We start from the raw sequence: 24,956 nt of genomic DNA, 5'->3' as shown, positions 1-24,956 counted from the left end.
ATGCTTAGCGATTTCCGTAACCGTTTGCGCAAACAGGCTGGCACCCCGGAGGCCGCCTCGCCGCCCCAGCAGAGTGGCGGCGCCAAGGATCCGGCAGAGGCATTGATGGCATGGGAGCATTCAGCACCGGATGTGCTGTTCGAAACCAAAAGCCAGGTCACCCAGGTGGAAGCCGAGTGGCGCGAGAAGACCTATCAGCAATTACTGAAGGTCATGGACCTGTCCCTGCTCGACTCGCTCGGGCAGGCCGAGGCCGTGCGCCAGATCCGCGATATCTGCCAACGCCTGCTCGACGAGCATTCGGCGCCGGTCAGTTCGGCCAGCCGCCAGTTGATCATCAAGCAGATCACCGACGAAGTGCTTGGCCTTGGCCCGCTGGAGCCACTGCTGGCCGACCACACGGTGTCGGACATCCTGGTGAACGGGCATGACTCGGTGTACGTCGAACGCTTCGGCAAGTTGCAGCGCACCGACGTGCGCTTTCGCGATGACCAGCACCTGCTGAACATCATCGATCGCATCGTCTCCAGCCTGGGCCGGCGCATTGACGAGTCCTCGCCGCTGGTCGACGCCCGGCTCAAGGACGGCTCGCGGGTCAACGCAATCATCCCGCCACTGGCCATCGATGGGCCCAGTATCTCGATCCGCCGCTTTGCGGTGGACCTGCTCAATACCGACAGCCTGATCCAGACCGGCGCCCTGACACCGGCCATCGCCCTGCTGCTCAAGGCGATCGTGCGGGGGCGGCTGAACGTGTTGATTTCCGGCGGCACCGGCTGCGGCAAGACCACCATGCTCAACGTGCTGTCCAGCTTCATCCCGCACAACGAACGGATTGTCACCATCGAAGACTCGGCCGAGCTGCAACTGCAACAGCCACACGTGGTCCGCCTGGAGACCCGGCCGGCGAACATCGAGGGGCGCGGCGAGGTCGGCCAGCGCGAGCTGGTGCGCAACAGCCTGCGGATGCGCCCGGACCGGATCGTGATCGGCGAGGTGCGTGGCGCCGAGGCGCTGGACATGCTGACGGCGATGAACACCGGCCACGATGGCTCGCTGACCACCATCCACGCCAACACGGCACGCGATGCCCTGAGCCGGATCGAGAACATGGTGCTGATGTCGGGCGCCACGTTCCCGATCAAGGCCATGCGCCAGCAGATCGCATCGGCCATCGATGTGGTGATCCAGCTGGAACGGCAGGAAGACGGCAAGCGGCGCCTGGTCAGCGTGCAGGAAGTCAACGGCATGGAAGGCGAGATCATCACCATGACCGAGATCTTCTCTTTCGTCCGCCATGGTGTGGGTGAGCAGGGCCAGGTGCTGGGCGACTTCCGCCCGAGCGGCATGGTCCCGGGCTTTCGCGATGCGCTGGCCAAGCGCGGTATCGAATTGCCCTTGGCGATGTTCAGGCCTGAATGGATGGAGGCTCGTCAGCCATGAGCCAGATACCCGGCGAATACATCCTGGTGTTCCTCGGCATGGTGTTCATTGCCGTGTTCCTGCTCAGCCAGGGGTTGGTGGTGCCGGTGTTCGGCGAGGCGGGCAAGGTGCGCAAGCGTATCCGCGGCCGCTTGCTGATCCTGGAGCGGGCGAGCCATCTGCCAAACATGCAGACCGTGTTGCGGCAGAAGTACCTGACCCGTCTGTCGCCGCTGGAGGCGTGGCTCGAGCAGTTGCCGTTCATGGCGACGCTGACGCAGATGATCGAGCAGGCCGGGCATGAATACCGGGCCTATCGGGTGTTGTTGACCGGGCTCGTGCTGGCAGCTGCAGCCGGCATGCTGGCCTGGCTGTTCATCCCTTACTGGTGGTTGGCGTTGGTGGCTGCGTTGGTGGCGTTCTGGTTGCCGCTGCTGAAAATCATGCGCGACCGTGGCAAGCGTTTTGCCAAGTTCGAGGAAGGCTTGCCAGATGCACTGGAAGCCATGTGCCGGGCGTTGCGGGCCGGGCACCCGTTCAACGAAACCCTGCGCCTGGTGGCGGATGAGCACAAGGGGCCGGTGGCACAGGAATTCGGCCTGACCTTCGCCGACATCAACTACGGCAACGATGTACGCAGGGCCATGCTCGGCCTGCTGGAGCGCATGCCCAGCATGACGGTGATGATGCTGGTCACTTCGATCCTCATCCACCGCGAGACCGGCGGCAACCTGACCGAAGTGCTGGAGCGCCTGAGCAGCCTGATCCGTGGGCGTTTCCGTTTTCAGCGCAAGGTCAGGACCATGTCGGCCGAAGGGCGGATGTCGGCCTGGGTGCTGGTGGCCATACCCTTCGTGCTGGCGGCGGCGATCATCGTCACCAGCCCGGATTACCTGACGTTGCTGATCAAGGACCCTACCGGGCAAATGTTCGTCATGGCGGCTTTCGGCTCCATGGTGGTGGGGATTTTCTGGATTCGCCGAATTATCCGTATCGAGATCTAGGCGATTCTCGCAGGGGGAGCGTTGGTCATGGACTATTTGCTCGGTTTGTTGAGTGGGGTGACGGACAGCGAGGCATTGGCGCGCCTGCTGATCGTTGGTGCGATCGGGGTGAGCACGGTCATTGCAGTGGTCACCGTGACGTTGCTGGTGCTGGGGTTGCAGAGCCCGCTGCAACGCCGTCTTGCCTTGATCAAGCGTGACCATTCCAGCGTCGCGCCCGGGCGCGAGGCACCCGGCAACCTGCAGTTGTTACTGGAGCGGGTCGGTCGGCGCGTTGCGCCGTCTGCCACCGACAAGGTGTCGGCCACCCGCACCTTGTTGACCCATGCCGGTTACGGCTCGGCGTCGTCGGTTCAGGTGTATTGGGCGGTACGTCTGCTGTTGCCACTGACACTGCTGGGCGTGTCGTTGCTGGTGTTGCCCATGGTGCCGAATCTTTCCCAGCTGACCGGTCTGGGCGTGGTGCTGATCGGGGTTGCCGCCGGGTGGCTGCTGCCGGCGGTGTATGTCGACAAGCGCAAGAAGGCGCGACAGGGGCGGTTGCGCGCAGCTTTCCCCGACGCCTTGGACTTGATGGTGGTGTGCGTGGAATCGGGCCTGGCGTTACCCCAGGCTATCGAGCGGGTGGCTGAGGAAATGGCGGTCAGCCAGGCTGAACTGGCCGAGGAACTGGCCTTGGTCAACGCGCAGATCCGCGCGGGTATCTCCAGTACCGAAGCGCTCAGGCAACTGGCAGACCGCACTGGCCTGGAAGACATCCAGGGCCTGGTCAGCCTGCTGGCGCAGAGTATCCGCTTCGGCACCAGCGTCGCGGCGACCTTGCGAATCTATGCCGAGGAGTTTCGCGACAGACGCATGCAGGCTGCCGAGGAAATGGGCGCGAAAATCGGAACGAAGCTGGTTTTTCCGCTAATTTTCTGTCTGTGGCCAAGCTTTTTTCTGGTAGCCATCGGCCCGGTGATCATCGGGATAATAAAAACGTTCGGGAAGCCATGACATGAACAGGATCGGTTTGTTATTGCCCGTGATAGCCGTGCTGTCGGGGTGCCAGAGCATGGGGCCGGAGGTGAACGGTGTACGTTCGGTCTATTCGGCGGGCAATTCGGTGCTCTACCAGGTGCAGACACAGAGCAACTCGCCCGACCAGGCGATGCAGGTTGCGGCCATGGCCTACCAGGCCGGGGACCTCGACCAGGCACTGTACCAATACTTGCGCGTCCTCGAGCTGGCCCCGGAACGCTACGAGGCGCTGGTCTGGGTGGGCCGTATTCACCGCGAGCGTGGCAATAACCAGCTTGCCGAGATGGCCTTCAACGAAGTGCTGGCCAAGGCGCCCGAAAATCCCGATGCCCTGACGGAACTGGGCCTGCTGAACCTGTCGTTGCGTAAATATGAACAAGCCAAGGCGCTGCTGTTGAAAGCCGTCGCCGTGGATCAGAAACGTTTCGCCAAGGACCCGAACAACACCCAGGCTGGGGCGGCCGCGCTCAGGGTCGACAGCAAGTCGCCGCTGAAGGCGTACAACGGGCTGGGGGTGCTCGCCGACCTGGGTGACAACTTCGCCGAGGCCCAGACCTACTACCGCCTGGCCGAGCTCATCGAGCCACGTTCCGCGTTCGTGCAGAACAGCCTGGGCTACTCCTACTACATGGCCGGGCAATGGGGCGAAGCCGAGCAGCGTTACAAACGTGGGGTGAGCTACGACGGTACCTACAAACCGCTTTGGCGCAACTATGGCTTGCTGCTGGCCCGCATGGCGCGCTATGAGGAGGCCGTGTCTGCCTTCGAGCAAGTCGAAAAACGTGCCGAAGCCAGCAATGACGTCGGCTACGTCTGCCTGGTGGAAGGCAAGCTGGATATCGCCGAGCAGTTTTTCCGCAGCGCGATCGAACAGTCGCCCGGGCACTATGCCGTCGCCTGGGAGAACCTGAACAGGGTCCAGCAGGTGCGGCAGATTCGCCAGTTGGGCGGCAATGCAGCAGTGGCAGAGCCCGTTGCGGTGGGCCCGGTGGTGCAGGTGACGACCGCATCGGCGCCCTGAGGGGCGTGTGGTCAGCGGGTTGGCGGCAACCCTGTCGCCAATTCCGCGTCACCCAACGGATGCGTACCGGCATCGAAGAAATGCAGATTCGTGCCAGGCAAATCCCCCAACCGATCGACGAAATGCTGCTTCTGGTTGATCACCGAAGCCTCGCTCAACGGCCGTATTGCCACCGCCAGCTGCTTCGGCCGGGCTTGCCGAATGGCTTCGAGCAGGTGCTGGTCAGTGTTGTCCAGATGCTGCCCGAACAGGCATAGCCCCTGACTTTCCCGGGCCAGTTGCCCCAGGCACCAGCTCAGGTAGTCCGAGTTGCGGATGGCGCGCAGTTTCTCGTCGCTGCGGTCTTCGTTGACGAACAGCGGTACTTCGCCGGGGATGTTCACAGCAAAGCCATCGAGCAGTTCGACGCTGTCGGCGCTGCGCTGGCGGGTGCTGCCGTCGGGCAGCTTGAGCAGGTGCAGGCCGCCGTGCAGGTAAAGCAGCCGGGGGCCCTCACTGTGGGTGCAACGCACGTCGAAGAAACCTTGCTCGTCGAACAGTTCGGCGAAGCCGTCAGGTGCGTGTTGCACGGCCCATGGCAGCAGCAGGTCGTAGTTGCTGGTATAGATGCTGCGGTAGCCACGCAGGGCCTGGTTGAGCGCTGCCAGGGTGGCGACCGGCATGCGTGGCCACGGCAGGTGGACGGTGCGAACGGCGTGGATCAGCGCTTCCTTGATCGAGTAGTAGCGGTTCAGCGGCGCGGTGGAATTGATGGCCAGCGCGGCGTTGGCGCGCACGGTGGTATTGAGCGTGCTGAGCACAGGCTCGAACAGTTCCGTGCCCAGCGACTTGAACAAGGCCTGGTCGCTGACGGCCAGACCTTTCTTGCGGCCGGCGCGCTGCGCTTCCTCGAACAGCGAGAAGTAGCCGAACGGCTTCCACAGTGCCCGGCTGAGGCCATTGCCCAGTAGCAGGGCGTCAAAGGGATGGCGGGCGGCGAGGGCTGGCCAGGGGGTGAGGGCGGCGTCGAGTGCGGGCATGCTGGGGTCCGTTGGGTGGAGCGGGAACGGCGCCGACTTTAGCACGCCAGGCAGGCTGTGTAGCTTGTACTGGCCCTATCGCCGGCAAGCGCCGGCCTGCCGGCGACAGGGCCAGCAGCACCAGCGTGGCGCTTTCAACCTTGCGCAGCCACCTGCACACTGCGTGTGCGGTTACGCCACACCCGATACGCGCGGATGCCTGCCCGCACCGAACCGAACAGCAGCTTGTCTTCCATCTCCCGTGCCATCCCCGAGCGCACCAGCATGCGCAGGAAGGTGCCGCGGGCGCGGGCAATGCCGAAGAGGATGCCCTGGGCGGCCAAGGTGTCACGCACTTCGCGCAGGGCGGCGATGCCGCTGACGTCAATGCTGGTGACCGCTTCAGCATCGAACAGCACGGCCTTGGGTTGCGTCTGACTCTGTACAGCTTCAAGCAGGCGCATCTTGAAGTAGTCGGCGTTGAAGAACAGGATCGCGTCGTCGAAGCGGTACACCACCAGCCCGGGCACGGTGCGGGCGTCCTCGTGCTTGCGGATGTCCACCTGGCCCTCGGTGCCCGGCAGCCAGCCCAGCACTGCGTCGGTAGGCTGGTAGATGCTGTACAGCAGGCGCAGGATCGCCAGGGTCACCGCAAACACGATGCCGGGCAGCACGCCCAGGCCCAGCACGCCCACCGTGGTCAGCAGGCACAGCCAGAATTCGAAGCGGCTGAGGCGGCGGATGTGCCCCAGCGACCTGATGTCGATCAACCCCCAGCCGGCCATCAGCAGCACGGCACCCAGCGCGGCCTGCGGGATCCACGCCATCGGCGCGGTGAACAGCAGCAGGATCAGGGCGATGACCAGCGCGGCGATGATGCCCACCAGCTGGCTTTTGCCACCGACCATGTCGTTGACGGCGGTACGCGAGTCGGCCCCGCTGATGGCGAAACCCTGGGACACCCCGGCGGCCAGGTTGCTGACACCCAGGGCGACGAATTCGTGGTTGGCATTGATGGCGTAGCCATGCCGGGCGGCAAAGCTGCGTGCAGTGAGCATGGCGCTGCAGAAACTGACGGTGGCGATACCCAGGGCGTCGCGCAGCAGGCTTTTCATTTCTGCCAGGTTACTGTGTGGCCAGGCCAGTTGCGGCATGCCGGCGGGCACCGGGCCTAGGATGGCGACACCGAAGCGGTCGAGGCCGAACACGCCGACCAGCAGCATGAACAGCGCCACGACGGTAAGTGCCGCCGGCAGGCGCGGGTAGCGTCGTGGCAGCCATATCAGCAGGCCCAGTGCGCTCAGGCCGATGAATAGCGTCACCCAGTGGATTTCCCCCAGGCGCTGGAAAAAGTCGATCACGCTGAGAATGAACCCGTCGCCTTCGATCCTGAACCCCACCACCTTGGACAGTTGCCCGGCGATCAGGCTCAGGCCGATGCCGTTGAGGTAGCCGATCAGGATCGGTCGCGAGAAGAAGCTGGCGATGAACCCGGCCCGGGCCAGGCCTGCGGCAATCAGCATCACCCCGACCAGCAGGGTGACGATCACCGACAGCTCGGCAATCCGCTGCGGCTCGCCCATGGCCAGTGGTGCCACGGCGCCGGCGATCATGGCGCAGGTGGCGGCATCGGGGCCGACCATCAACTGGCGCGAGCTGCCGACCAGGGCGTAGACCATCATCGGCAGTACACAGGCGTACAGGCCGTACTGCGGCGGCAGGCCGACGATCTGCGCATAGGCAATGGCAATCGGGATCTGGATCGCCGCCACTGACAGGCCGGCCTGCAGGTCGGCGTGGAACCACTCGCGGCGGTAGTGCAGCAGGTTGGCAAGGCCCGGCAGCCAGCGGGAGAGAAACATGCGTCGTCCTTTCGAAATGTTTCACGGAACCCTCTGCGCATTGAAGCGGATCAGCGGGCAAATGGCCATGGTGCAAGTCAAGGAAGAGCAGAAACGAAAAAAGGAGCCGAGGCCCCTTTTGACAGCGATGACGTTGCGGGAACGCCATGCGGAAATGCGATGTGGAGCGGGTAGAGGGAATCGAACCCTCAACTAAAGCTTGGGAAGCTTTCGTTTTGCCACTAAACTATACCCGCATCTGCGCTGAGCTTTTTACCAGAACCCTCCACGAATTAGAAGCCCAAGTTATAAAAAAGCTTGTCGGCACCCCATAGCTGCGGGTATTGGCTACAGGGCGCCGAGGCGCTCAAATGGCAAATGCATGCTGCCCCTGTTGTACCGGCTGGTAGTGTTGGCGCGGCTCGCGCACGGTCGGCTTGAGGAAGTTGAGCAGGGCACTGCGGGTGTCCTCGCACGCGGCCTTGTGTTCCATGTCGAGGAAATGGCCAGCGTCACGTATCACGCTGAACTGGCTCCTGCCTACATGCTTGCTGAACTGCCGGGCATCTTCGACGGTGGTGTACTCGTCGCGTTCGCCGTTGATGAACAGCACCGGAATGTCGATATGCCGCGCGCCGTTCAGGGCCCGTTCCAGGTCATGCTGCAGCACTTCGTTGATGTGGAAGTGCATCTGTGCGTACTCGTGGCTGTCCAGGCTGCTGACGTGCCGGTAGTTGAAACGCTTGAACAGCGACGGCAAGTACTTGCCAATGGTGTCGTTGACCAGGTTGCCGACCTGGTAACGGTCGCAGGCGGCCAGGTATTGGCAGCCGCGCTCCAGGTAGTCGCGCATCGGTTCGTTGATCACCGGCGAGAACGAGCTCACCACCGCTTTCCTGACCTGCCGCGGCTGGTGCGCCAGCGCCAGCAACGTGCTTGCGCCACCCCACGAGAACGACATCACGTGGTCTGCCTGGAAGTGCTCGATCAGCTCCAGCAGGATATGCGCTTCGGTCTCTTTGCTGATCAGCCGTTCGTGACGGTTGTGCGGCTTGGATTTGCCAGCGTAGGGCTGGTCGAACAGTACCACGTTGAACTGCGGGTGCAGGTTACGTACCGTCTGGGCGAACGAGGCGGTGGTGGCCAGCGAGCCGTTGATCAGGATGATCGTTTTCTCGGCCGCCTCCGCGCGATAGAACTCCGTGTAAACCCGATACTGACCTTGGATATCAAGTACAGCAATTTCTGGCCTCATCTCATCGACTCCTGGCGCAAAAAGGGTATTCGCGTCACCTAGGGTGCACGTTCTTTATGACAGGTAGGCATTTGCCTGAAGAGAAAGCGCGGCCCTGTGTCGATCCTTGGCACGTGTGTCGACGGGTGTTGTTTTTGGCGGGCAATTTGCCGTGCCCCAAGGCATCGAGGCCCTGGGTGGCCGGCAAAAGGTGTCTTCGACTGCAAGTGTGACTTGGTAGTCACATGCAGACTGACGATTTGGATTCAAGCAGCGGGTAGCGGATTCTGCAAGTGCCGTTCGGGGGGAAATGTGACTTTTCTCGCTGAGCGGTCGTGTGACGATGCCGGGCTGCCTGTTGCCGCCTGGACCGTGGCTATTTCATCCGCCGTCAGCTCGCGAAACGCCCCTGGTGCCAACCCCGGGTCAAGGTGGATGGCGCCCATGCGCTCACGGTGCAACCCCACCACCTTGTTGCCGAAATGGCCGAACATGCGCTTGACCTGGTGATACCGCCCTTCGACGATCGCCAGCCGCGCCTGACGCGGGCCCAGGATATCCAGCTGGGCAGGTTGCGTAGTCAGATCCTCGAAGGCGAAGTAGAAGCCCTCGCGGAATTTGGCCACATAGTGCTCGCCGATCTCGTCCTCGGTTTCCACCAGGTAGTGCTTGGGCAACTTGGTCGCGGGCTGGGTAAGCCGCCGAGACCATTGGCCATCGTTGGTCAGGATCAGCAGCCCGGTAGTGTTGAAGTCCAGGCGCCCGGCTATGTGCAGGTCTTCACGCAGCGCAGTGGGTAGCAGGTCGAGCACGGTGCGATGCTGCAGGTCCTCGGTGGCGCTGACGCAGCCCGCAGGCTTGTGCAGCATCAGGTAGCGCGCCGGGCGGCCGGCTTGCAGCAGCTGCTCGTCCAGCTCGACGCGGCTGAATTCGCGAACCTCGGTCAGTGGGTCGCTGGCCACCTGGCCGTCCACCCGCACGCGGCGTTGCGCCAGCATCAGGCGCACTTGCTGGCGGTTGTGGCTGGGCAGGTTGGCAAGGAAGCGGTCGAGACGCATTGGAGCCCGTCAGTCGGCGGATGATCGGAGTTGTTCTTCAACGGCTGCGCAGCGCGGGCACAGGCAGGCTTTGTCGCGCAGTTCGGCGGGCAGTGCCTGAAGCACGGCCGGGTCGATGGTCACGGTGTAGCACCAGCAGGCCTGGGTAGCGCGGCGCGGGTCGGCAAGGGCGCACTGGTTGGGCGCGCCACAGGCGGGGCAGTGTTGGGTGTCAGGCATGGCTGCCGCTCAGCTGTATCAAATTGTTGCAGAAATGGCACTGCACCTCGGCGCCACGGTCTTATCACATGTCGATGATCGCATTTCGTGTCGACGCTCGCCAGCGCCGCTGTTCGGGCACTCCAGCGGTCCAGGAGGCCGCCATGTCCTATCGAATCCTGTTGATCGCCCTGCTGGGGCTGATGACTGCCGCCTGCGTCCCGTACTACGAGAGCGGGGGCTACTATCGCTCGGATCACTACTACACCGACCGTTATGTGTCGCCCGGTTATTACCGTTATGACCGCTATTACGTGACGCCGCAACCGCGCTACTACTACCAGCCCGCGCCACGTTACTACTACCGCCCGGCGCCAGCGCCGTATTACCGCTCGCCGCCGCCGGCGATGCAGCAGTGGCATGGCAACCCACGCCATGACTATGGCAACCGCCAGCGCTACGACTATGGGCGAGACCGTGATCGCCACGACTATCGCGGTGGCAGCCAGCGCTACCAGCAAGAGCGCTGGCATTCCGACAGACGGGGGGACGGTGACCGTCGTTGGGATGGGCGGCGTGGGCAAGGGGGGAACTGGCAGCGGTAGTGGTTGAAGCGGGGCGCGTTGCGCCCCCTTTTCCGACAGGCCTGCGAGACGCTCGCTCTCGCAACTAACCCAGATCAGCCAGCGGATGGCGCCCTTCCCAGACCTTGGCAAAATGCGCCTCGACCACCGCCGCCGGCACCTGCGCCACATCGGGCCAATGCCAGCGCGGCTGGTTGTCCTTGTCCAGTAGCCGGGCGCGTACCCCTTCGCTGAATTCCGGATGGCGACAGCAGTTCAGGCTCATGCTGTATTCCATCTGGAACACCTGCGCCAGAGACAAATGGCGGGCCCGTTGGATCTGCTCCCACACCAGGTGTGCCGTCAGCGGGCAGCCTTCATGCAAGCGTTGGCCGGCGTCTGCCAGCAGCGGGTCGTCGTGCTGCTTGAGCCCTTCCAGGGCACGCCACGCAGCGGCAGCATCAGCCACATCGAGCAACTGATCGATCATTGGCCGCCGTGGCAACCATTGGGCCTCGGGCAGCTCGGCGCATGCACGGCGCTGTTCGGCCTTGAGCAGGCTGTTCAGTTGCAGCGCGGTCTGCTCCTGCCAGTTCAGTTGCAGCAATTCCTCAATCAGCGCTTCCTGCTGGTACTCACCCAGGAAACGGTCGGCCAGGCCCAGGTCAAGGGCGTCGTGGGCATTGATCGGCGCGCCTGTCAGGCCGAGGAACAAGCCCAGCTTGCCCGGCAGGCGGGCCAGGAACCAGCTGGCGCCCACGTCCGGGTACAGGCCGATGCTGATTTCCGGCATGGCCAGCCGACTGCTGGGGGTGACGATGCGCACGTTGGCGCCTTGCAGCAGGCCCATGCCCCCACCCAGCACGTGCCCGTGCCCCCAGCACAGCAGTGGCTTGGGGTAGGTGTGCAGGGCGTAGTCCAGACGGTATTCGGCGGCAAAGAAGGTGGCGGCCAGCGGAGGTACGCTGCCGGGGTGGTCGCGGCAGGCCTCGACCAGCGCGCGCACATCGCCCCCTGCACAGAACGCCTTGCTACCGTTGCCGCGCAGTAGCACGCAGACGACCCCGGGGTCGCGGGCCCAGCTGTGCAGTTGCTCGCCCAGTACCTCGATCATCGGCAGGTTCAGGGCGTTCAGCGCCTTGGGCGCATCCAGGGTGGCAATGCCGATGCGGGCGCCATCGGCGCCGGTGAGTACCTCGCAATGAATGGCCATGGACTACCTCGCGCAAGTCATCGCACAAGTATGGCTTGCCTGGCCGAACATGCCGGTCGTCGGTCGGATCGTTTGACAAGCGCACGGGGCTTACCTAGTGTCGCGCCATTGTTTACGGAAGGCCCCATGACTGACGACGATCGCATCAAACTCGAACCCAGCTGGAAGGCCGCCTTGCGCGCCGAATTCGACCAGCCCTACATGCATCAGTTGCGTGAGTTCCTGCGCAGCGAATATGCCGCTGGCAAGGAGATCTACCCGCCAGGACCGCTGATCTTCAATGCGCTGAACTCGACGCCGCTGGACCAGGTGAAGGTGGTCATACTCGGCCAGGACCCGTATCACGGGCCGGGCCAGGCCCATGGCCTGTGCTTCTCGGTGCAGCCGGGCGTGGCCACGCCACCGTCGCTGGTCAACATCTACAAGGAATTGCAGCGTGACCTGAATATCCCGATCCCCAACCATGGCTACCTGCAGAGCTGGGCCGAGCAGGGCGTGCTGTTGCTCAACACGACCATGACCGTGGAGCGTGCCAATGCGGCGTCGCATGCCAAGAAGGGCTGGGAGTTGTTTACCGACCGGATCATCCAGGTAGTCAGCGAGCAATGCCCGAACGTGGTGTTCCTACTGTGGGGCTCGCATGCGCAAAGCAAGCAGAAGCTGATCGACGGGACCCGGCACCTGGTGCTGAAATCGGTGCACCCGTCGCCTTTGTCAGCTTACCGGGGCTTCCTGGGTTGCGGCCATTTCAGCCGGGCCAACAGCTTCCTCGAGCAGCGCGGGCTGGCGCCGATCAACTGGGCATTGCCACCGCTGTGATGGCCTGACAGACCGAGAACAACGCGACGCGATCATTCCGGCTTGGCATTCCATAGCCGGAACAACGGTTCTGCCAGAAACAGCACCAGCAGCAGCCGCATTACCTGCAGCGCCGTCACTAGCGGCACCGACAGCTGCAGGGTCTCGGCGGTCAGGCTCATCTCGGCGATCCCCCCCGGCATCATCCCCAGCGTCAGCGAGCGCAGGTCCAGCGCGGTGATCACGCTCAGCACCCAGGCTGCGCTGGCGGCGATCGCCATGCACAGCGCAGTGGCGACCAGGGTGCGCAGGAGGAAGGAAGGGGCGCGGCGGAAGAATGCCCGGTTGAAGTGACAGGCCAGGCCGCTGCCGATCAGCCACTGGCCGATCTGGCTGGCGCCGTGGGGCAGGGCGATCTGCAGGTTGCCTGCCAGGCTCAGCGTGGCCGCCACCAGCAATGGCCCGAACAACCATGGATTGGGTTGGCGCAAGCGCTGCCAGAGCAACGCAACGGCCACCCCCAGCGGAGCGATAAGCGCCAGCCAGCCCCAGCTCAAGCTGCCGGTGTGATTCAGCGGCACGCCGTCTCCCAACAGGAACTTGAACAGTGCCGGTACGCACAGCACCACCGCGAGCACACGCAAGCTCTGCGCCGCCGCCACCTGGCTGAGCACCGCGCCGTTGCGAGCGCCAAGGTTGACCATTTCCCCCGAACCGCCGGGCATGCTGGCGAAGAACGCCGTAGCGCGGTCTTCGCCGCTGCGCCGCAGCAGCCATACGCTGAGCACGCTGGACACGGTGGTGAACAGCGCGCCGAAGAAGATCAGCGCGAAATGGCTGGCCACTTGCTCGATCACTGCCGGGGTGAAGTGCAGGCCAATACCGATGCCGATGATCCACTGCCCGCATTTGCGCCCGTTGGGGATTTCCGGCAGTTGCCAGGGCGTCAGGCAGCGCACCAGGATGATCGCCAGCAGCGAGCCGACCATCCACGGCAAAGGCCAGCCGACCTGGCTGGCGGCAAAACCACCAGCAAGGCCGACCAGCCCGGTCGCGACAAACAGCGGCAACCCGCGGTCAGGCATCGGCCATTGCCCGGCGCTGCAGGCTGCGTTTGCGCCAGCTGCGCAGCAGCGGCAGGGCCAGCATGCAAAGGGTCAGCACCCAAACTGACATGCTGATCGTGCTCGACCAGAGGATGCCCAGCTCACCGTTGGAGATCGACAGCGCCCGGCGCAGGTTCTGCTCCATCAGCCCGCCAAGGATGAAACCGAGCAGGATCGGCGACAGCGGGAAGTCCAGCTTGCGCAGGATGTAGCCCATGATGCCGATGCCGACCATCAGGAACAGGTCGAAGGTGGTGGCATGCACGGCGTACACGCCGATTGCGGTGATGATGGCGATCACCGGTACCAGTGCCCAGTTCGGCACGGCCAGGATGCGGGTGAAGATGCGGATCATCGGAATGTTGAGGATCACCAGCATGATGTTGGCGATGAACAACGAAGCGATCAGGCCCCAGACGATGTCTGGCTGCTGTTCGAACAACAGCGGGCCCGGGGTAATGTTGTACAGGGTCAGTGCACCGATCATTACCGCCGTGGTACCCGAGCCGGGTACGCCCAGGGTCAGCATGGGGACCAGGGCACCGCAGCAGGAGGCGCCGATGGCGGTTTCCGGGGCAGCCAGGCCGCGGGGATCACCCTTGCCGAAATTGCCTTTTTCGCCCGCCATGCGTTTCTCGGTCATGTACGCCACGGCACTGGCCAGTGTTGCACCGGCGCCTGGCAGCACGCCCATGACGAAGCCCAGCAGGCCGCAGCGGATGTTGACCACGAACACCGAGGCGGCTTCCTTGAGATTGAACAGCATGCGCCCGGTAGCCTTGACCGCCTGGTGGCCATGGTGGGTCTTTTCCAGCAGCAGGAGGATCTCGCTGATGGAGAACAGGCCCAGCACCAGCACCACGAACTGGATGCCGTCGGCCAGGTGCACGCTGTCGCCGGTGAAGCGGTACACGCCACTGTTGGCATCGATGCCGACGGCCGACAGGAACAGGCCGATCAGTGCGGCGATGAAGGTCTTCAGTGGCTTGTTACCGGCCATGCCGCCAAGGGCGACGATGGCAAACACCATCAGCACGAAGTATTCCGCCGGGCCGAAGGCAATCGCCCATTTCGCCAGCAGCGGGGCGAACAGCACCATGCCGCAGGTGGCGATCAAGGCACCGATGAACGAGCTCCATGCCGACAATGACAGTGCCACGCCAGCCAGGCCGTTGCGGGCCATCGGGTAACCATCGAGGGTGGTCATCACGGTCGAGGCCTCGCCCGGGATGTTCAGCAGGATCGAGCTGATCCGGCCACCGTATTCGCAGCCCAGGTATACCGCTGCCAACAGGATCAGCGCCGACTCCGGCGGCAGGCCGAGGGCGAAGGCGATGGGGATCAGCAAGGCCACGCCGTTGATCGGGCCCAGGCCCGGCAGCAGGCCGACCACAGTGCCGATCAGCGTACCGGTGAGGGCGGTGACCAGGTTATAGGGGGACAGGGCGACGCCGAAGCCCTGGCCCAGGTAGCTCAAGGTATCCATGTGTCAGTTCTCCAGTACGCTCAGCAGGCCAAGGGGCAGGGGCACGTCCATCACGCGGTCGAACAGCCAGTAGAGGAACAGGCTCATGCCTGCCACCACGATGACACTGTGCAGCCAGCGGCCGCCGTACAGGCGCGCCATGGGCACGCCGATCAGGATGCTGCTGAGGATGAAGCCCAGGGCTTCGAAGGTGCTCGCGAACACGATCAGCAGGCCGACGCAGGCGCTGATCTTGATCAGGGTCTCGCGGTCCAGTTCCGGCTCGTCGTCCTTGCGCACGATGGGCGTGGGGCGGAACACCAGATACAGCAGGCCCAGGCCCATCAGGCCGAGCATCAGCAGCGGATAGGCGCGCGGGCCCACCGGTTCATAGGAAAACGCCGCCTGGTAGGGCCAGGCCATGACGGCCAGGGCTGCGCACACTGCCAGCAGGACCAGGGCAAAGATGCGTTGCAGGATCATGAAGGAATCCTCGTTCGTGGGAGCGGGGTTACCCGCGCAAGCGTCAGGCGCCAAAACGGTGCTGTCCGAGCTGACGCATTCGCGGGTAAACCCGCTTCCACAGGGGGCTGTAGAAGGTCGTGGTGGCTTACTGGATCAGGCCGAATTCCTTGGCCAGGGTCTTGTAGTCAGCCACCTGCTTCTTCACATAACCGTCCAGCTCTTCGCCGGTCATGGCGAACGGGAACAGCTCGCGCTGGTCACGCAGCTTGGCGAAGTCTTCCGAGGCCAGCATCTTGTCGAACGACTGCTTCCACCAGGCGTAGTCTTCGTCGCTTACCTTTGGCCCCAGGTAGAAGCCGCGCACCACTGGCCAGACGATGTCGTAACCCTGTTCCCTGGCGGTGGGGATGTCTTTCATCTCGGGCTCGTCCAGGCGGTTTTCCGAGAACACCGCGAGGATGCGCATGTTGCCGCTCTGGATGTGTGGCATGGAGTCGGAGATGTCGGTCGAGCCCACCTGGATGTGCCCGCCCAGTAGCGCCGTGGCGATTTCGCCACCGCCTTCGAGGGCCACGTAGCGTAGGTCACGCGGGTTGATACCTGCCGCCTTGGCGATCAACGCGGTCTGCATCCAGTCCTGGCTGCCAACGGTACCGCCCGAGCCGATCACCACCTTGCTCGGGTCTTTCTTCAGCGCCGCTACCAGGTCGTCGAGGGTTTTGTAGGGTGAATCGCTCTTCACCGCGATGGCGCCGTAGCTGGTACCGACGGCGGCCAGCCATTTCACCGCGTTTTCGTCAAAACGGCCGAACTTGCCCTGGGCCAGGTTCAGCAACGAGCCGCTGGACCAGGCCACCAGGGTCCCGGCATCGGCCGGGCGTTGGGCGACCACCGCGTTGTAGGCCACCGCGCCGACACCACCTGGCATGTAGGTGACGCGCATCGGCTTGCTGAGGATCTTTTCCTCCACCAGGGCGCTTTGCACCAGTTTGCAGGTCAGGTCGAAGCCGCCACCGGGTGAGGCGGGGGCGATGCATTCAGGGCGTTTCGGTTCGCCAGCTAGCGTGTTGCCGGCCAGCAGCAGGCAGCCAGTGGCGAGGACGAGGCGGCGCAGGGAAAAAGTCATCGTTCATCTCCGTAAGCGTTGTTGTTATCGGTTTACCGCTGTTGGGTTAGTGCGATCGGATTACCACAGCGCCACGCTGTAGCTCACCAGCAGCCTGACTTCATCGGCATCACGGGCGAAATTGGAGCGGAAGGTGGCGTTGCGCAGGCGTACGGCAACGTTTTTCAACGGGCCGCTTTGCACCACATACTTCATTTCGGTATCGCGTTCCCATTCCTTGCCCTCGCCACCGACGGCGCGGCTGACATTGTCGCCGCTGATGTAGCGGGTCATGAAGGTCAGGCCGGGCACGCCGAGCGCGGCGAAGTTGTAGTCGTAGCGCGCCTGCCAGGAGCGCTCGTCGGCGTTGGCAAAGTCGTTGATCTGGACGAAGTTGACCAGGTACGGGTCGGCACCATCGATGTAAGGGAAGGCACTGTCGCCGGACAGCTGCTGCCAGGCGGCGCTGACCTTGTGCCCACCGAGGGCGTAGCTGAGCATGCCGTTGATGGTGGTGTTGTCGATGTTGCCAGCCTTGGCAGCGCCGGCGTCGTCGCTCACGGCCAGGCGCAGGTCGGCGCCAAAGGTGCCCGGGCCCCACGGCTGGGTGGCGAGCAGGCCGATGAAGTGCTGGCGGTAGATGTCGTCCAGCTGGGCGAAGTGGTAGCTGCCGGTGAGGCGGTCGGTGAACTGGTAGTCGAGGCCGGCCAGGTCCAGGTTGTCGGCGCTGAACGAGCCGCCGAAGCGCCCGTTTTTGTTGTTCAGCGCCAGGTCTTCCCAGTTGGTGTCGTTGCGGTCCTTGGCCTTGTCCAGGCGGCCGCCGGTGAAGGTCAGGCCCTTGATCTCCTTCGAGGTGAGCAGGCCGCCTTCAAAGGTTTGCGGCAGGATGCGCCCGTCGTTGGGCTGCAGGGTCGGCAATTCCGGGATCAGGGTACCGATCTTGAGTTCGGTTTGTGACACCTTCACCTTGCCGGTCAGGCCCAGCTTGGAGTACTCGTCGGCGGCCTTGCCGTCATCGTGGGTCGGCAGCAGGCCGGTATCGGTGCGGTCGGGGCTGGAGTCGAGCTTGATGCCGAGCATGCCCAGCGCATCCAGGCCGAAGCCTACGGTGCCATCGGTATAGCCAGACTCGAAATTGAGGATGAAGCCCTGGGCCCATTCGTCGCGCTTGGATTGCTGCGCGCTGGTGCCGTCGCGGAAGTCGCGGTTGAAATACATGTTGCGGGTTTCGAAGGTGGCCGTGCTGTCTTCGAAGAAGGCGGCCTGGCTCATCGGGGCGACACCGGCAAGCGCAAGGGCGCTGGCGATGGCCGAAGGGCGTGCGGCAAAGGAACGGGTAGGCGCGAACGCCTGCGGCTGCAATGACAGCATCACTGTTGGCTCCGATTATTGTTCTTATTGGTTGCACCTTGCTGGTGCTTTGTTCGGCGCGAAGGGCGACCGTGGTGCGATGCTAGGTAATCAACCTTTCGCTAACCTTTCAGCGTGAAAGGTTTGTCGACAGGGCTTCACAGGCCTGCCGACAGCGGTACACTCCGCGCCACCGCCCCACCCGAGCAGGGAGAATCCGATGCGTGTGCTGCTGGTCGAAGACCACCTGCAACTGGCCGAAAGCGTGGCCCAGGCCTTGAAGAGCCATGGCCTGACCGTCGACGTGCTGCACGACGGCGTGGCCGCCGACCTGGCCCTGGCCAGCGAGGAATATGCCGTGGCCGTGCTGGACGTCGGCCTGCCACGCATGGACGGTTTCGAGGTGCTGGCGCGCCTGCGCGGTCGCGGCAAGACCTTGCCAGTGCTGATGCTGACCGCGCGCAGCGACGTCAAGGACCGTGTCCACGGCCTGAACCTGGGCGCCGACGACTACCTGGCCAAGCCGTTCGAGCTGACCGAGCTGGAAGCCCGGGTCAAGGCACTGCTGCGCCGCAGCGTGCTCGGCGGCGAGCGCCAGCAACGCTGCGGGCCGCTGGTGTACGACCTGGACACCCGGCGCTTCGCCCTGGGCAGCGACAACCTGACCCTGACTTCGCGCGAACAGAGTGTGCTGGAAGCGTTGATCGCGCGCCCCGGGCGGGTGATGAGTAAGGAACAGCTGGCCGCCCAGGTGTTCGGCCTCGACGAAGAGGCCAGCCCCGACGCCATCGAGATCTACATCCACCGCCTGCGCAAGAAGCTCGACGGGCACCCGGTGGCCATCGTCACCTTCCGCGGCCTGGGCTACTTGCTCGAGCACCGCGATGCGTGACAACGGCAGCCTGCGCGGGCGCTTGCTCGGCAACCTGGCCTTGCTGCTGGTGGTGCTGATGCTGGCCAGCGGCCTGAGCGCCTACTGGAACGGCCGCGAGGCCGCCGACACGGCCTATGACCGCACCTTGCTGGCCTCGGCGCGGACCATTGCCGCTGGCCTTTCCCAGCGCGACGGCTCGCTCAGCGCGGACGTGCCGTACGTGGCCCTGGACACCTTCGCCTACGACAGTGCCGGACGCATCTATTACCAGGTGCTGGACATCCAGCAGCGGCTGATCTCCGGCTATGAGAACCTGCCTGCGCCGCCGCCGGGCACGCCGCGAACCGATGATTACCCGGCACTGGCGCGGTTCTACAACGCCACTTACCTGGGCCAGGACGTGCGCGTGGTCAGCCTGTTGAAGCCGGTGAGCGAACCCAACATGAACGGCATGGCGGAAATCCGCGTGGCCGAGACCGAGGAAGCCCGGGTGCGCATGGCCCGTGGCCTGATGGCCGATACCCTGTTGCGTCTGGGCATGCTGGCACTGGGTGCGCTGGTGCTGGTGTGGTTTGCCGTGAGCGCCGCGTTGCGGCCACTGGAGCGCTTGCGTACGGCGGTGGAAGAGCGCCAGCCGGACGACCTGCGGGCGTTGCCGGTGGTGCAGGTGCAACATGAACTCGGCCCGCTGGTACGGGCCTTGAACCACTTCACCGAGCGCTTGCGCGGCCAGTTCGAGCGGCAGGCGCAATTCATTGCCGACGCTGCCCACGAATTGCGCACGCCATTGGCCGCGCTCAAGGCCCGGGTCGAGCTGGGCTTGCGTTCATCGGAGCCACAGGAATGGCGGCAGACCCTGGAATCCGCGGCCCAGGGTACCGATCGGCTGACCCACCTGGCCAACCAGCTGTTGTCGCTGGCGCGGGTCGAGAATGGCGCGCGGGCGATTGCCGAAGGCGGCGCGCAACGCCTGGACCTGAGCCAGTTGGCGCGCGAACTGGGCATGGCCATGGCCCCGCTGGCGCACAAGCGCGGGGTGGCGCTGGCCCTGGAAGCCGAAGCGCCGGTGTGGCTGAAAGGGGAGCCGACGCTGCTCAACGAGCTGTTGAGCAACCTGGTGGACAATGCGCTGGCGCATACGCCTGCGGGCGGCAACGTGATCTTGCGGGTGCTGGCGCCTGCCGTGCTGGAAGTGGAGGACGACGGGCCGGGGATTCCCGAGGCCGAGCGTGAGCGGGTGTTCGAACGCTTCTATCGGCGCAGTGCGCAGGGCAGCGGGCTGGGCTTGGCCATTGTGGGCGAAATCTGCCGGGCACACCTGGCCCAGGTGAGCCTGCATGATGGCGCCAAGGGCGGCTTGCGGGTGCGGGTGAGTTTCATCGCGGATTGATGTGTTGCCTGTACCGGCCCTTTCGCGGGTGAACCCGCTCCCACAGGGACCGCGCCGCTGCAGAAGGCTACGCTATACCTGTGGGAGCGGGTTTACCCGCGAAGAGGCCGGCAGTGGCTGACGCCGGTCAGCGCAACATGCTCCGCGCATCGATCAGTTCGTCCACTTCCAGCTCGGTGCCGAACGGCAGGCCCAGGTGGCGATACGCCGGCAGCGCCGCCAACGGCCGGTGGCGACCGCGCTGGCTGATGCAACGGGCGATCTGCACGATGTCGATATAGTCGATCCGGTCGGTCTGCCGGTCCAGGTCCTGTACCTGGCTAGGCAGGTTGACCAGTTGCTCCGGGAAATCCCAGGCCTTGAGGATCTTGTCGCCCAGCACTGGCTGGATGTGTTCGATCACGTAATGCAGGCACACCGGGTCGGACAGCAGTTCGTTGTGCTCTTCGGCATAGATCAGTACTGGCAACGCGCCGATCTGGTTGACCAGCCCGCCGAGGGTGGCCTGGTCGGGCTTGAGTTGCGTGAACCGCCGGCAGATCTCGTAACTGATACCCGCCACATCCAGGCTGTTGGCCCAGATATCACGAAGCTTCTGTTCAACCGCCGGAGCGCGGGCGTGAAAGATCTGCTCGATCACCAGGCCAATGGCCAGGTTGCAGCTGTAGTTGATACCCAGCCGCGTGATGGCAGTGTGCAAATCGGTGACTTCGACCGCCGCGCGTAGCAGCGGGCTGTTGACAACCTTGATCAGGCGCGCTGAAAGCGCCGCATCGCGACTGATCACCTTGCTCAGGGCCGCTACGCTGATTTCGCTGTCTTCCGCTGCCTCGCGGATGCTCAAGGCAACCTCGGGCAGGGTCGGCAGGACCAGGTCATCCTTTTCGATGGCATCGAGCAATTGTGCTTGAACCATCTCGGCCAGCTTGTTCATGGGCGTGTCTACCGCAGTGGTGGTGCGGCCCCGCCACGGGGGCGGGGCAGGCTGGTCAGCGCTGGATTTCCCGGTCGCGGTCCAGTTCGTAGGGCAAGGTCAGTACCTGCAGGCGCGGGCCGCCGAGGCTGCCCAGGTGCAGGTTGTCATCGTCCACTGCTTCGGCGCTGAGCACCGCGAGCAGCTCGCAGCCTGAACCCGTGCTGGCGGCAAGCACCACTTCACCGACCGAGGAACCATGGGTGGGCGAGAAAATCTCCTCACCCGGAGCCGGAATGGCTTGCTGGTCCAGGGCCAGCCGGTACTGGCGACGCTTCAGCTTGCCCAGGTACTGCATGCGGGCGACGATTTCCTGCCCGGTGTAGCAGCCTTTCTTGAAGCTGACGCCGTCGACCGCCTGCAGGTTGATCATCTGCGGGATGAACAGCTCACGGGTCGGCCCCATGACCTGGCCGATACCGGCACGAATCTGTCCCAGCAGCCAGTCGTTGAGGCTGCCTTCGGGCAGGGCGGCGGCCAGCGCCTGGCGTACCTTGCCGGCGTTGTCGGCTGGCACCCACAGCTCCACGCGCCCTGCGGAAACGGCGACAGCCACCAGGCCTTCATGACGAACGGTACTGCCAGCGGCTGCGGGCACATCGAGCCCCAGCGCCTGCAATGCCGTTTCGCCACCCTGCAGGCCGAAGCGTGCCCAGGCGGCACTTTCATCGGTCAGTGTGGCCTTGGAAAACACGGCGTATTTCTTCAGGTCAGCCAACTGGGGTTCGAGCAACTCGCTGGCCATGGCCAGCAGGTAGCCATTGCCTTCGGGCAGGATGCGGAAGCTTGACTGCATGCGCCCCTTGACCATGCAGCGGGCGCCGAGGCTGGCGTATTCCGGGCTGAGGTAGTTGATGTTGCAGGTCAGCTGGCCTTGCAGGAACTTGCCTGCATCGGAGCCGCGGACGGCGAGGATGCCCTCGTGGGACAGGGGGCAGAAGAAAGCGGAATCGGCCATGGGTCATCGCGGTGGCTTAAAGACTGGCGGCCATCATAGAACGCCGGTAACAAAATAGGTAGGTGACTAGACCAACGCCCGGTGTCGCTTCGCTCGCCTGGCTGTATACTGGCGGGCCATTCGAGGAGGGCCCCATGGTCGAACAAACTGAACTCAACCGGCTTTTCTGGCACAGCCGCCGCGGCATGCTGGAACTGGACGTCCTGCTGGTACCTTTCACCCAGGAAGTCTACCCCACGCTCAACCAGGCTGACCGCGAACTCTACGTGCGCCTGTTGAGCTGCGAAGATCAGGACATGTTCGGCTGGTTCATGGAGCGCACCGAGTCTGAAGACCCGGAGCTGCAGCGCATGGTCCGCATCATCCTGGACCGTGTCCAGCCCAAGTGAGTGTTTCGAGTGCCGCTGGCACGGCTCGCGCCGGCTGCTGACGGCCTACCTGGTTTGCCAGGTGCTGGCATGGCTCGCCGTTTGGGCGAGCCCGCTGCCCGGGTGGCAGGCCCTTGCCGTCGTCGCCACCTGTATCGCCCATGCTGGCTGGGCTATCCCGCGACGTATCCTGCTGACCCATGAGCATGCCGTGACTGGCCTGCGCCGTGATGCGCGCGGCTGGCGCGTGTTCAGCCGTGCCCGTGGCTGGCAGCCGGTGCGTTTGTGCCGGGACAGCGTGGCGTTGCCGGCGCTGGTGGTGCTGCGCTTCGAGCGGGCGGGGCAATGGTTGGGGGAGAGCCAGTGCGTGCCGCGGGATGCGTTGGGGGCTGATGAACACCGGCGCTTGCGGGTGCGGTTGAAGTTCAGCCGGCGGCGCTGGGCCGATATCAGCCGGGCATAGATCGGGGCCGAGTAGGCTTCTTCGCGGGCGAGCCCGCGAAGAGGCGAAGCCGATCTCAGGCCGGGTTGAGGATGGTGTCCTTGGCCTCGGCCAGCATCCCCGGGTAATCCAGTGTGTAATGCAGCCCGCGGCTTTCCTTGCGCTGCATGGCCGAGAGGATCATCAGCTCGGCCACCTGCGCCAGGTTGCGCAGCTCGATCAGGTCGCGGCTGACCTTGTAGTTGCTGTAGAACTCGTCGATTTCGTCCAGTAGCAGACGAATGCGGTGCTGGGCCCGCTGCAGGCGCTTGCTGGTGCGCACGATGCCGACGTAGTCCCACATGAAACGGCGCAATTCATCCCAGTTGTGCGCGATGATGACGTCTTCGTCCGAGTCGGTGACCTGGCTGGCGTCCCAGCCGGGCAGGGCCTTGGGCATGTCCACCTCATCCAGGTGCGCCTGGATGTCGGCTGCGGCAGCACGACCATAGACGAAGCACTCCAGCAGCGAATTGCTGGCCATGCGGTTGGCGCCGTGCAGGCCGGTGAAGCTGGTTTCGCCGATGGCATACAGCCCCGGCACATCGGTATGGCCGCGGTCGTCCACCATGACCCCGCCACAGGTGTAGTGTGCCGCCGGTACCACCGGGATCGGCTGGCGAGTGATGTCGATGCCAAAGGTCAGGCAGCGCTCATACACGGTAGGGAAGTGGCTTTTGATAAAGTCGGCCGGCTTGTGGGTAATGTCCAGGTAGACGCAGTCCACACCCAGGCGCTTCATTTCATGGTCGATGGCGCGGGCCACGATGTCACGCGGGGCCAGCTCTTCGCGAGGGTCGAAGCGTGGCATGAAGCGCTCGCCATTGGGCAGGCGCAGCAGGGCGCCTTCGCCGCGCAGGGCTTCGGTGATCAGGAAACTCTTGGCTTGCGGGTGGTACAGGCAGGTCGGGTGGAACTGGTTGAATTCCAGGTTCGCCACCCGGCAACCGGCCCGCCAGGCCATGGCGATACCGTCGCCGCAGGCGCCATCGGGGTTACTGGTGTACAGGTAGACCTTGGCTGCGCCGCCCGTAGCCAGCACGGTGAAGCGCGCGCCGAAGGTGTCGACTTCGCCGGTGTTGCGGTCAAGCACATAGGCACCCAGGCAGCGCTCGCCGGGCAGGCCGAGGCGCCGTTCGGTGATCAGGTCGATCGCCACGCGCTGCTCCAGCAACTGGATGTTGGGGCGCAGGCGGGCCTGGGCCAGCAGGGTGGTGAAGATTGCGGCACCGGTGGCGTCGGCAGCATGGATGATGCGCCGGTGGCTATGGCCGCCTTCGCGGGTCAGGTGGAACTCGAAGCCACCATCGTCGACGCTGTAGTGCTCATCGCGGGTAAACGGCACGCCTTGCTCGATCAGCCATTCGATGGCTTCCCGGCTGTGCTCGACGGTAAAGCGCACCGCCTGTTCATGGCACAGGCCACCGCCGGCGTTGAGGGTGTCCTCGACATGCGACTGCACGGTATCGCTATTGTCCAGCACCGCTGCGACACCGCCCTGGGCCCAGAAGGTCGAGCCGTTAGCCAGGTCGCCCTTGCTGAGCACGGCGACGCGCAGGTGACTGGGCAGGTTCAGCGCCAGGCTGAGACCGGCGGCACCGCTGCCGATCACCAGGACATCATGTTGGAATTGTTGGCTCATGTCGGGACACTAGTAATCTTCGGAAGGGGCGCGGCACAATAGTCACGCGCCGATGGCATTGTGAAACTATCGTTAAAGCTGGCCGGGTTGCCTTTATAGCAGCCCAGGGTGGCCAATTTCCATGCCACTTGCCTGGTCGCGACAACCTTTGTGGGAACTTTCCGATACAGCCGGAAATCCTATGAAGGCTGCCCGTACGCCACAATTTGCCGCGGCGACGCAGGGCGGCAGGCCTGTCCAGGCTGTCCCTGCGTACTCGAAACCTTGATTATCGACGTAGCCGGCCGTGACCGTGCAGCGTCTTCCGTGCAAGCCGACCAAGGGCTGCAGGAAACTTGCTTGGAGGGGAGAACTTTTGCGTAAAGCCCGAGTCTATGGTTGCAAGCCTGAACGATGGCTGCTGCAACGC

Annotated in this window: 24 protein-coding genes and 1 tRNA gene; 10 read left to right on the top strand and 15 right to left on the bottom strand. The window is 64.2% G+C overall.

All coding sequences use genetic code 11. From position 1 onward, the window contains the following. Genes QSV36_RS05190 through QSV36_RS05175 form a run of 4 tightly spaced genes read left to right on the top strand, consistent with a single transcriptional unit; the run spans window position 1 to window position 4,467 of the window. Window positions 1-1,443 (top strand): TadA family conjugal transfer-associated ATPase, encoded by a 1,443-nt coding sequence (locus tag QSV36_RS05190; protein WP_289130496.1) that lies wholly within the window; start codon window positions 1-3, stop codon window positions 1,441-1,443. Then, entirely contained in the window at window positions 1,440-2,426 is a 987-nt protein-coding gene (locus QSV36_RS05185) for a type II secretion system F family protein (RefSeq protein WP_289130494.1), read from the top strand. Before QSV36_RS05190 ends, QSV36_RS05185 begins: the two co-directional genes overlap by 4 nt. Window positions 2,427-2,453: 27 nt before the next feature. Further along, window positions 2,454-3,422, top strand: coding sequence for a type II secretion system F family protein (locus QSV36_RS05180; protein WP_289130493.1), 969 nt, complete (start codon window positions 2,454-2,456; stop codon window positions 3,420-3,422). 1 nt (window position 3,423) lies between these two features. Continuing rightward, on the top strand, window positions 3,424-4,467 hold the full coding sequence (locus QSV36_RS05175) for a tetratricopeptide repeat protein (RefSeq protein WP_289130492.1): 1,044 nt from the start codon (window positions 3,424-3,426) through the stop codon (window positions 4,465-4,467). Window positions 4,468-4,478: 11 nt separating this feature from the next. Here the strand turns inward: QSV36_RS05175 and QSV36_RS05170 are convergent, their stop codons facing one another. From QSV36_RS05170 to QSV36_RS05145, 6 genes are all read right to left on the bottom strand, one after another. Then, window positions 4,479-5,486, bottom strand: a complete 1,008-nt coding sequence (locus tag QSV36_RS05170; RefSeq protein WP_289130491.1) for a DUF4917 family protein — start codon at window positions 5,484-5,486, stop codon at window positions 4,479-4,481. Between the two features lie 134 nt (window positions 5,487-5,620). Next, window positions 5,621-7,327: a SulP family inorganic anion transporter gene (locus tag QSV36_RS05165; RefSeq protein WP_289130489.1), complete on the bottom strand. Its 1,707-nt coding sequence runs from the start codon at window positions 7,325-7,327 to the stop codon at window positions 5,621-5,623. 162 nt (window positions 7,328-7,489) lie between these two features. Continuing rightward, a tRNA-Gly gene (locus QSV36_RS05160) sits at window positions 7,490-7,563 on the bottom strand. Window positions 7,564-7,673: 110 nt separating this feature from the next. Continuing rightward, the gene (locus tag QSV36_RS05155) at window positions 7,674-8,561 is read right to left on the bottom strand and encodes an alpha/beta fold hydrolase (protein WP_289130486.1); all 888 of its coding nucleotides are present in this window, start codon (window positions 8,559-8,561) and stop codon (window positions 7,674-7,676) included. Window positions 8,562-8,806: 245 nt separating this feature from the next. Further along, window positions 8,807-9,598 (bottom strand): pseudouridine synthase, encoded by a 792-nt coding sequence (locus QSV36_RS05150; RefSeq protein ID WP_289130483.1) that lies wholly within the window; start codon window positions 9,596-9,598, stop codon window positions 8,807-8,809. A gap of 9 nt (window positions 9,599-9,607) precedes the next feature. Further along, window positions 9,608-9,817: a cysteine-rich CWC family protein gene (locus QSV36_RS05145; RefSeq protein ID WP_289130482.1), complete on the bottom strand. Its 210-nt coding sequence runs from the start codon at window positions 9,815-9,817 to the stop codon at window positions 9,608-9,610. A 143-nt stretch (window positions 9,818-9,960) separates the two neighbouring features. Here QSV36_RS05145 and QSV36_RS05140 point away from each other — a divergent pair, with 143 nt between their 5' ends. Then, on the top strand, window positions 9,961-10,401 hold the full coding sequence (locus QSV36_RS05140) for a hypothetical protein (protein WP_289130481.1): 441 nt from the start codon (window positions 9,961-9,963) through the stop codon (window positions 10,399-10,401). 64 nt (window positions 10,402-10,465) lie between these two features. Here QSV36_RS05140 and dspII read toward each other — a convergent pair whose 3' ends face one another. After that, window positions 10,466-11,572, bottom strand: coding sequence for an enoyl-CoA hydratase/isomerase DspII (gene dspII / locus QSV36_RS05135; protein WP_289130479.1), 1,107 nt, complete (start codon window positions 11,570-11,572; stop codon window positions 10,466-10,468). 126 nt (window positions 11,573-11,698) lie between these two features. On the opposite strand from dspII, the gene ung reads away from it, so the two are divergent. Further along, window positions 11,699-12,391 (top strand): uracil-DNA glycosylase, encoded by a 693-nt coding sequence (ung, locus tag QSV36_RS05130; protein WP_289130476.1) that lies wholly within the window; start codon window positions 11,699-11,701, stop codon window positions 12,389-12,391. 32 nt (window positions 12,392-12,423) lie between these two features. Here the strand turns inward: ung and QSV36_RS05125 are convergent, their stop codons facing one another. From QSV36_RS05125 to QSV36_RS05105, 5 genes are all read right to left on the bottom strand, one after another. Then, on the bottom strand, window positions 12,424-13,455 hold the full coding sequence (locus QSV36_RS05125) for an AbrB family transcriptional regulator (protein WP_289130473.1): 1,032 nt from the start codon (window positions 13,453-13,455) through the stop codon (window positions 12,424-12,426). After that, window positions 13,448-14,962: a tripartite tricarboxylate transporter permease gene (locus QSV36_RS05120; RefSeq protein ID WP_289130471.1), complete on the bottom strand. Its 1,515-nt coding sequence runs from the start codon at window positions 14,960-14,962 to the stop codon at window positions 13,448-13,450. The genes QSV36_RS05125 and QSV36_RS05120 overlap by 8 nt, the downstream gene beginning before the upstream one ends. Window positions 14,963-14,965: 3 nt before the next feature. Beyond that, on the bottom strand, window positions 14,966-15,424 hold the full coding sequence (locus QSV36_RS05115; RefSeq protein ID WP_289130469.1) for a tripartite tricarboxylate transporter TctB family protein: 459 nt from the start codon (window positions 15,422-15,424) through the stop codon (window positions 14,966-14,968). 127 nt (window positions 15,425-15,551) lie between these two features. Continuing rightward, entirely contained in the window at window positions 15,552-16,532 is a 981-nt protein-coding gene (locus tag QSV36_RS05110) for a Bug family tripartite tricarboxylate transporter substrate binding protein (protein ID WP_289130467.1), read from the bottom strand. Between the two features lie 60 nt (window positions 16,533-16,592). Beyond that, on the bottom strand, window positions 16,593-17,882 hold the full coding sequence (locus tag QSV36_RS05105) for an OprD family porin (protein WP_289130464.1): 1,290 nt from the start codon (window positions 17,880-17,882) through the stop codon (window positions 16,593-16,595). A 199-nt stretch (window positions 17,883-18,081) separates the two neighbouring features. Here QSV36_RS05105 and tctD point away from each other — a divergent pair, with 199 nt between their 5' ends. Then, window positions 18,082-18,753: a two-component system response regulator TctD gene (tctD, locus tag QSV36_RS05100; RefSeq protein WP_289130462.1), complete on the top strand. Its 672-nt coding sequence runs from the start codon at window positions 18,082-18,084 to the stop codon at window positions 18,751-18,753. Then, complete coding sequence (tctE, locus tag QSV36_RS05095; RefSeq protein ID WP_225779045.1) at window positions 18,746-20,125, top strand: two-component system sensor histidine kinase TctE; 1,380 nt, start codon at window positions 18,746-18,748, stop codon at window positions 20,123-20,125. The genes tctD and tctE overlap by 8 nt, the downstream gene beginning before the upstream one ends. Window positions 20,126-20,252: 127 nt before the next feature. On the opposite strand, the gene QSV36_RS05090 is transcribed toward tctE, so the two are convergent. Then, complete coding sequence (locus QSV36_RS05090; protein WP_225779044.1) at window positions 20,253-21,059, bottom strand: HDOD domain-containing protein; 807 nt, start codon at window positions 21,057-21,059, stop codon at window positions 20,253-20,255. A 55-nt stretch (window positions 21,060-21,114) separates the two neighbouring features. Next, window positions 21,115-22,056, bottom strand: a complete 942-nt coding sequence (gene ygfZ, locus QSV36_RS05085) for a CAF17-like 4Fe-4S cluster assembly/insertion protein YgfZ (protein WP_289130460.1) — start codon at window positions 22,054-22,056, stop codon at window positions 21,115-21,117. A 134-nt stretch (window positions 22,057-22,190) separates the two neighbouring features. Between ygfZ and QSV36_RS05080 the strand changes: the two genes are divergently transcribed. Next, on the top strand, window positions 22,191-22,445 hold the full coding sequence (locus tag QSV36_RS05080) for an FAD assembly factor SdhE (protein WP_170032071.1): 255 nt from the start codon (window positions 22,191-22,193) through the stop codon (window positions 22,443-22,445). Beyond that, window positions 22,429-22,887, top strand: coding sequence for a protein YgfX (locus QSV36_RS05075; protein ID WP_289130458.1), 459 nt, complete (start codon window positions 22,429-22,431; stop codon window positions 22,885-22,887). Before QSV36_RS05080 ends, QSV36_RS05075 begins: the two co-directional genes overlap by 17 nt. Window positions 22,888-22,942: 55 nt before the next feature. On the opposite strand, the gene nadB is transcribed toward QSV36_RS05075, so the two are convergent. After that, window positions 22,943-24,547 carry an L-aspartate oxidase gene (nadB, locus tag QSV36_RS05070; RefSeq protein WP_225779041.1) on the bottom strand — a complete coding sequence of 535 codons (1,605 nt, stop codon included), beginning with the start codon at window positions 24,545-24,547 and terminating at the stop codon, window positions 22,943-22,945. Between the last annotated feature and the right edge of the window lie 409 nt (window positions 24,548-24,956).

The sequence above is a fragment of the Pseudomonas sp. BCRC 81390 genome (genome assembly GCF_030341915.1).
Lineage (GTDB): Bacteria > Pseudomonadota > Gammaproteobacteria > Pseudomonadales > Pseudomonadaceae > Aquipseudomonas.
Note: the sequence above shows the minus strand (reverse complement) of the source record. Positions and strands in the feature narration are given on the sequence as shown.

Bases quoted from the DNA above. Each gene is read 5' to 3' on its own strand.
- QSV36_RS05150 (WP_289130483.1), bottom strand. From the start codon at position 9,598: ATGCGTCTCGACCGCTTCCTTGCCAACCTGCCCAGCCACAACCGCCAG.
- ung (WP_289130476.1), top strand. From the start codon at position 11,699: ATGACTGACGACGATCGCATCAAACTCGAACCCAGCTGGAAGGCCGCC.
- QSV36_RS05165 (WP_289130489.1), bottom strand. From the start codon at position 7,327: ATGTTTCTCTCCCGCTGGCTGCCGGGCCTTGCCAACCTGCTGCACTAC.
- QSV36_RS05155 (WP_289130486.1), bottom strand. From the start codon at position 8,561: ATGAGGCCAGAAATTGCTGTACTTGATATCCAAGGTCAGTATCGGGTT.
- QSV36_RS05190 (WP_289130496.1), top strand. From the start codon at position 1: ATGCTTAGCGATTTCCGTAACCGTTTGCGCAAACAGGCTGGCACCCCG.
- QSV36_RS05090 (WP_225779044.1), bottom strand. From the start codon at position 21,059: ATGAACAAGCTGGCCGAGATGGTTCAAGCACAATTGCTCGATGCCATC.
- QSV36_RS05125 (WP_289130473.1), bottom strand. From the start codon at position 13,455: ATGCCTGACCGCGGGTTGCCGCTGTTTGTCGCGACCGGGCTGGTCGGC.
- QSV36_RS05185 (WP_289130494.1), top strand. From the start codon at position 1,440: ATGAGCCAGATACCCGGCGAATACATCCTGGTGTTCCTCGGCATGGTG.
- tctE (WP_225779045.1), top strand. From the start codon at position 18,746: ATGCGTGACAACGGCAGCCTGCGCGGGCGCTTGCTCGGCAACCTGGCC.
- dspII (WP_289130479.1), bottom strand. From the start codon at position 11,572: ATGGCCATTCATTGCGAGGTACTCACCGGCGCCGATGGCGCCCGCATC.
- QSV36_RS05170 (WP_289130491.1), bottom strand. From the start codon at position 5,486: ATGCCCGCACTCGACGCCGCCCTCACCCCCTGGCCAGCCCTCGCCGCC.
- QSV36_RS05145 (WP_289130482.1), bottom strand. From the start codon at position 9,817: ATGCCTGACACCCAACACTGCCCCGCCTGTGGCGCGCCCAACCAGTGC.
- QSV36_RS05110 (WP_289130467.1), bottom strand. From the start codon at position 16,532: ATGACTTTTTCCCTGCGCCGCCTCGTCCTCGCCACTGGCTGCCTGCTG.
- QSV36_RS05140 (WP_289130481.1), top strand. From the start codon at position 9,961: ATGTCCTATCGAATCCTGTTGATCGCCCTGCTGGGGCTGATGACTGCC.
- ygfZ (WP_289130460.1), bottom strand. From the start codon at position 22,056: ATGGCCGATTCCGCTTTCTTCTGCCCCCTGTCCCACGAGGGCATCCTC.
- QSV36_RS05120 (WP_289130471.1), bottom strand. From the start codon at position 14,962: ATGGATACCTTGAGCTACCTGGGCCAGGGCTTCGGCGTCGCCCTGTCC.
- QSV36_RS05105 (WP_289130464.1), bottom strand. From the start codon at position 17,882: ATGCTGTCATTGCAGCCGCAGGCGTTCGCGCCTACCCGTTCCTTTGCC.
- tctD (WP_289130462.1), top strand. From the start codon at position 18,082: ATGCGTGTGCTGCTGGTCGAAGACCACCTGCAACTGGCCGAAAGCGTG.
- QSV36_RS05175 (WP_289130492.1), top strand. From the start codon at position 3,424: ATGAACAGGATCGGTTTGTTATTGCCCGTGATAGCCGTGCTGTCGGGG.
- nadB (WP_225779041.1), bottom strand. From the start codon at position 24,547: ATGAGCCAACAATTCCAACATGATGTCCTGGTGATCGGCAGCGGTGCC.
- QSV36_RS05080 (WP_170032071.1), top strand. From the start codon at position 22,191: ATGGTCGAACAAACTGAACTCAACCGGCTTTTCTGGCACAGCCGCCGC.
- QSV36_RS05180 (WP_289130493.1), top strand. From the start codon at position 2,454: ATGGACTATTTGCTCGGTTTGTTGAGTGGGGTGACGGACAGCGAGGCA.
- QSV36_RS05115 (WP_289130469.1), bottom strand. From the start codon at position 15,424: ATGATCCTGCAACGCATCTTTGCCCTGGTCCTGCTGGCAGTGTGCGCA.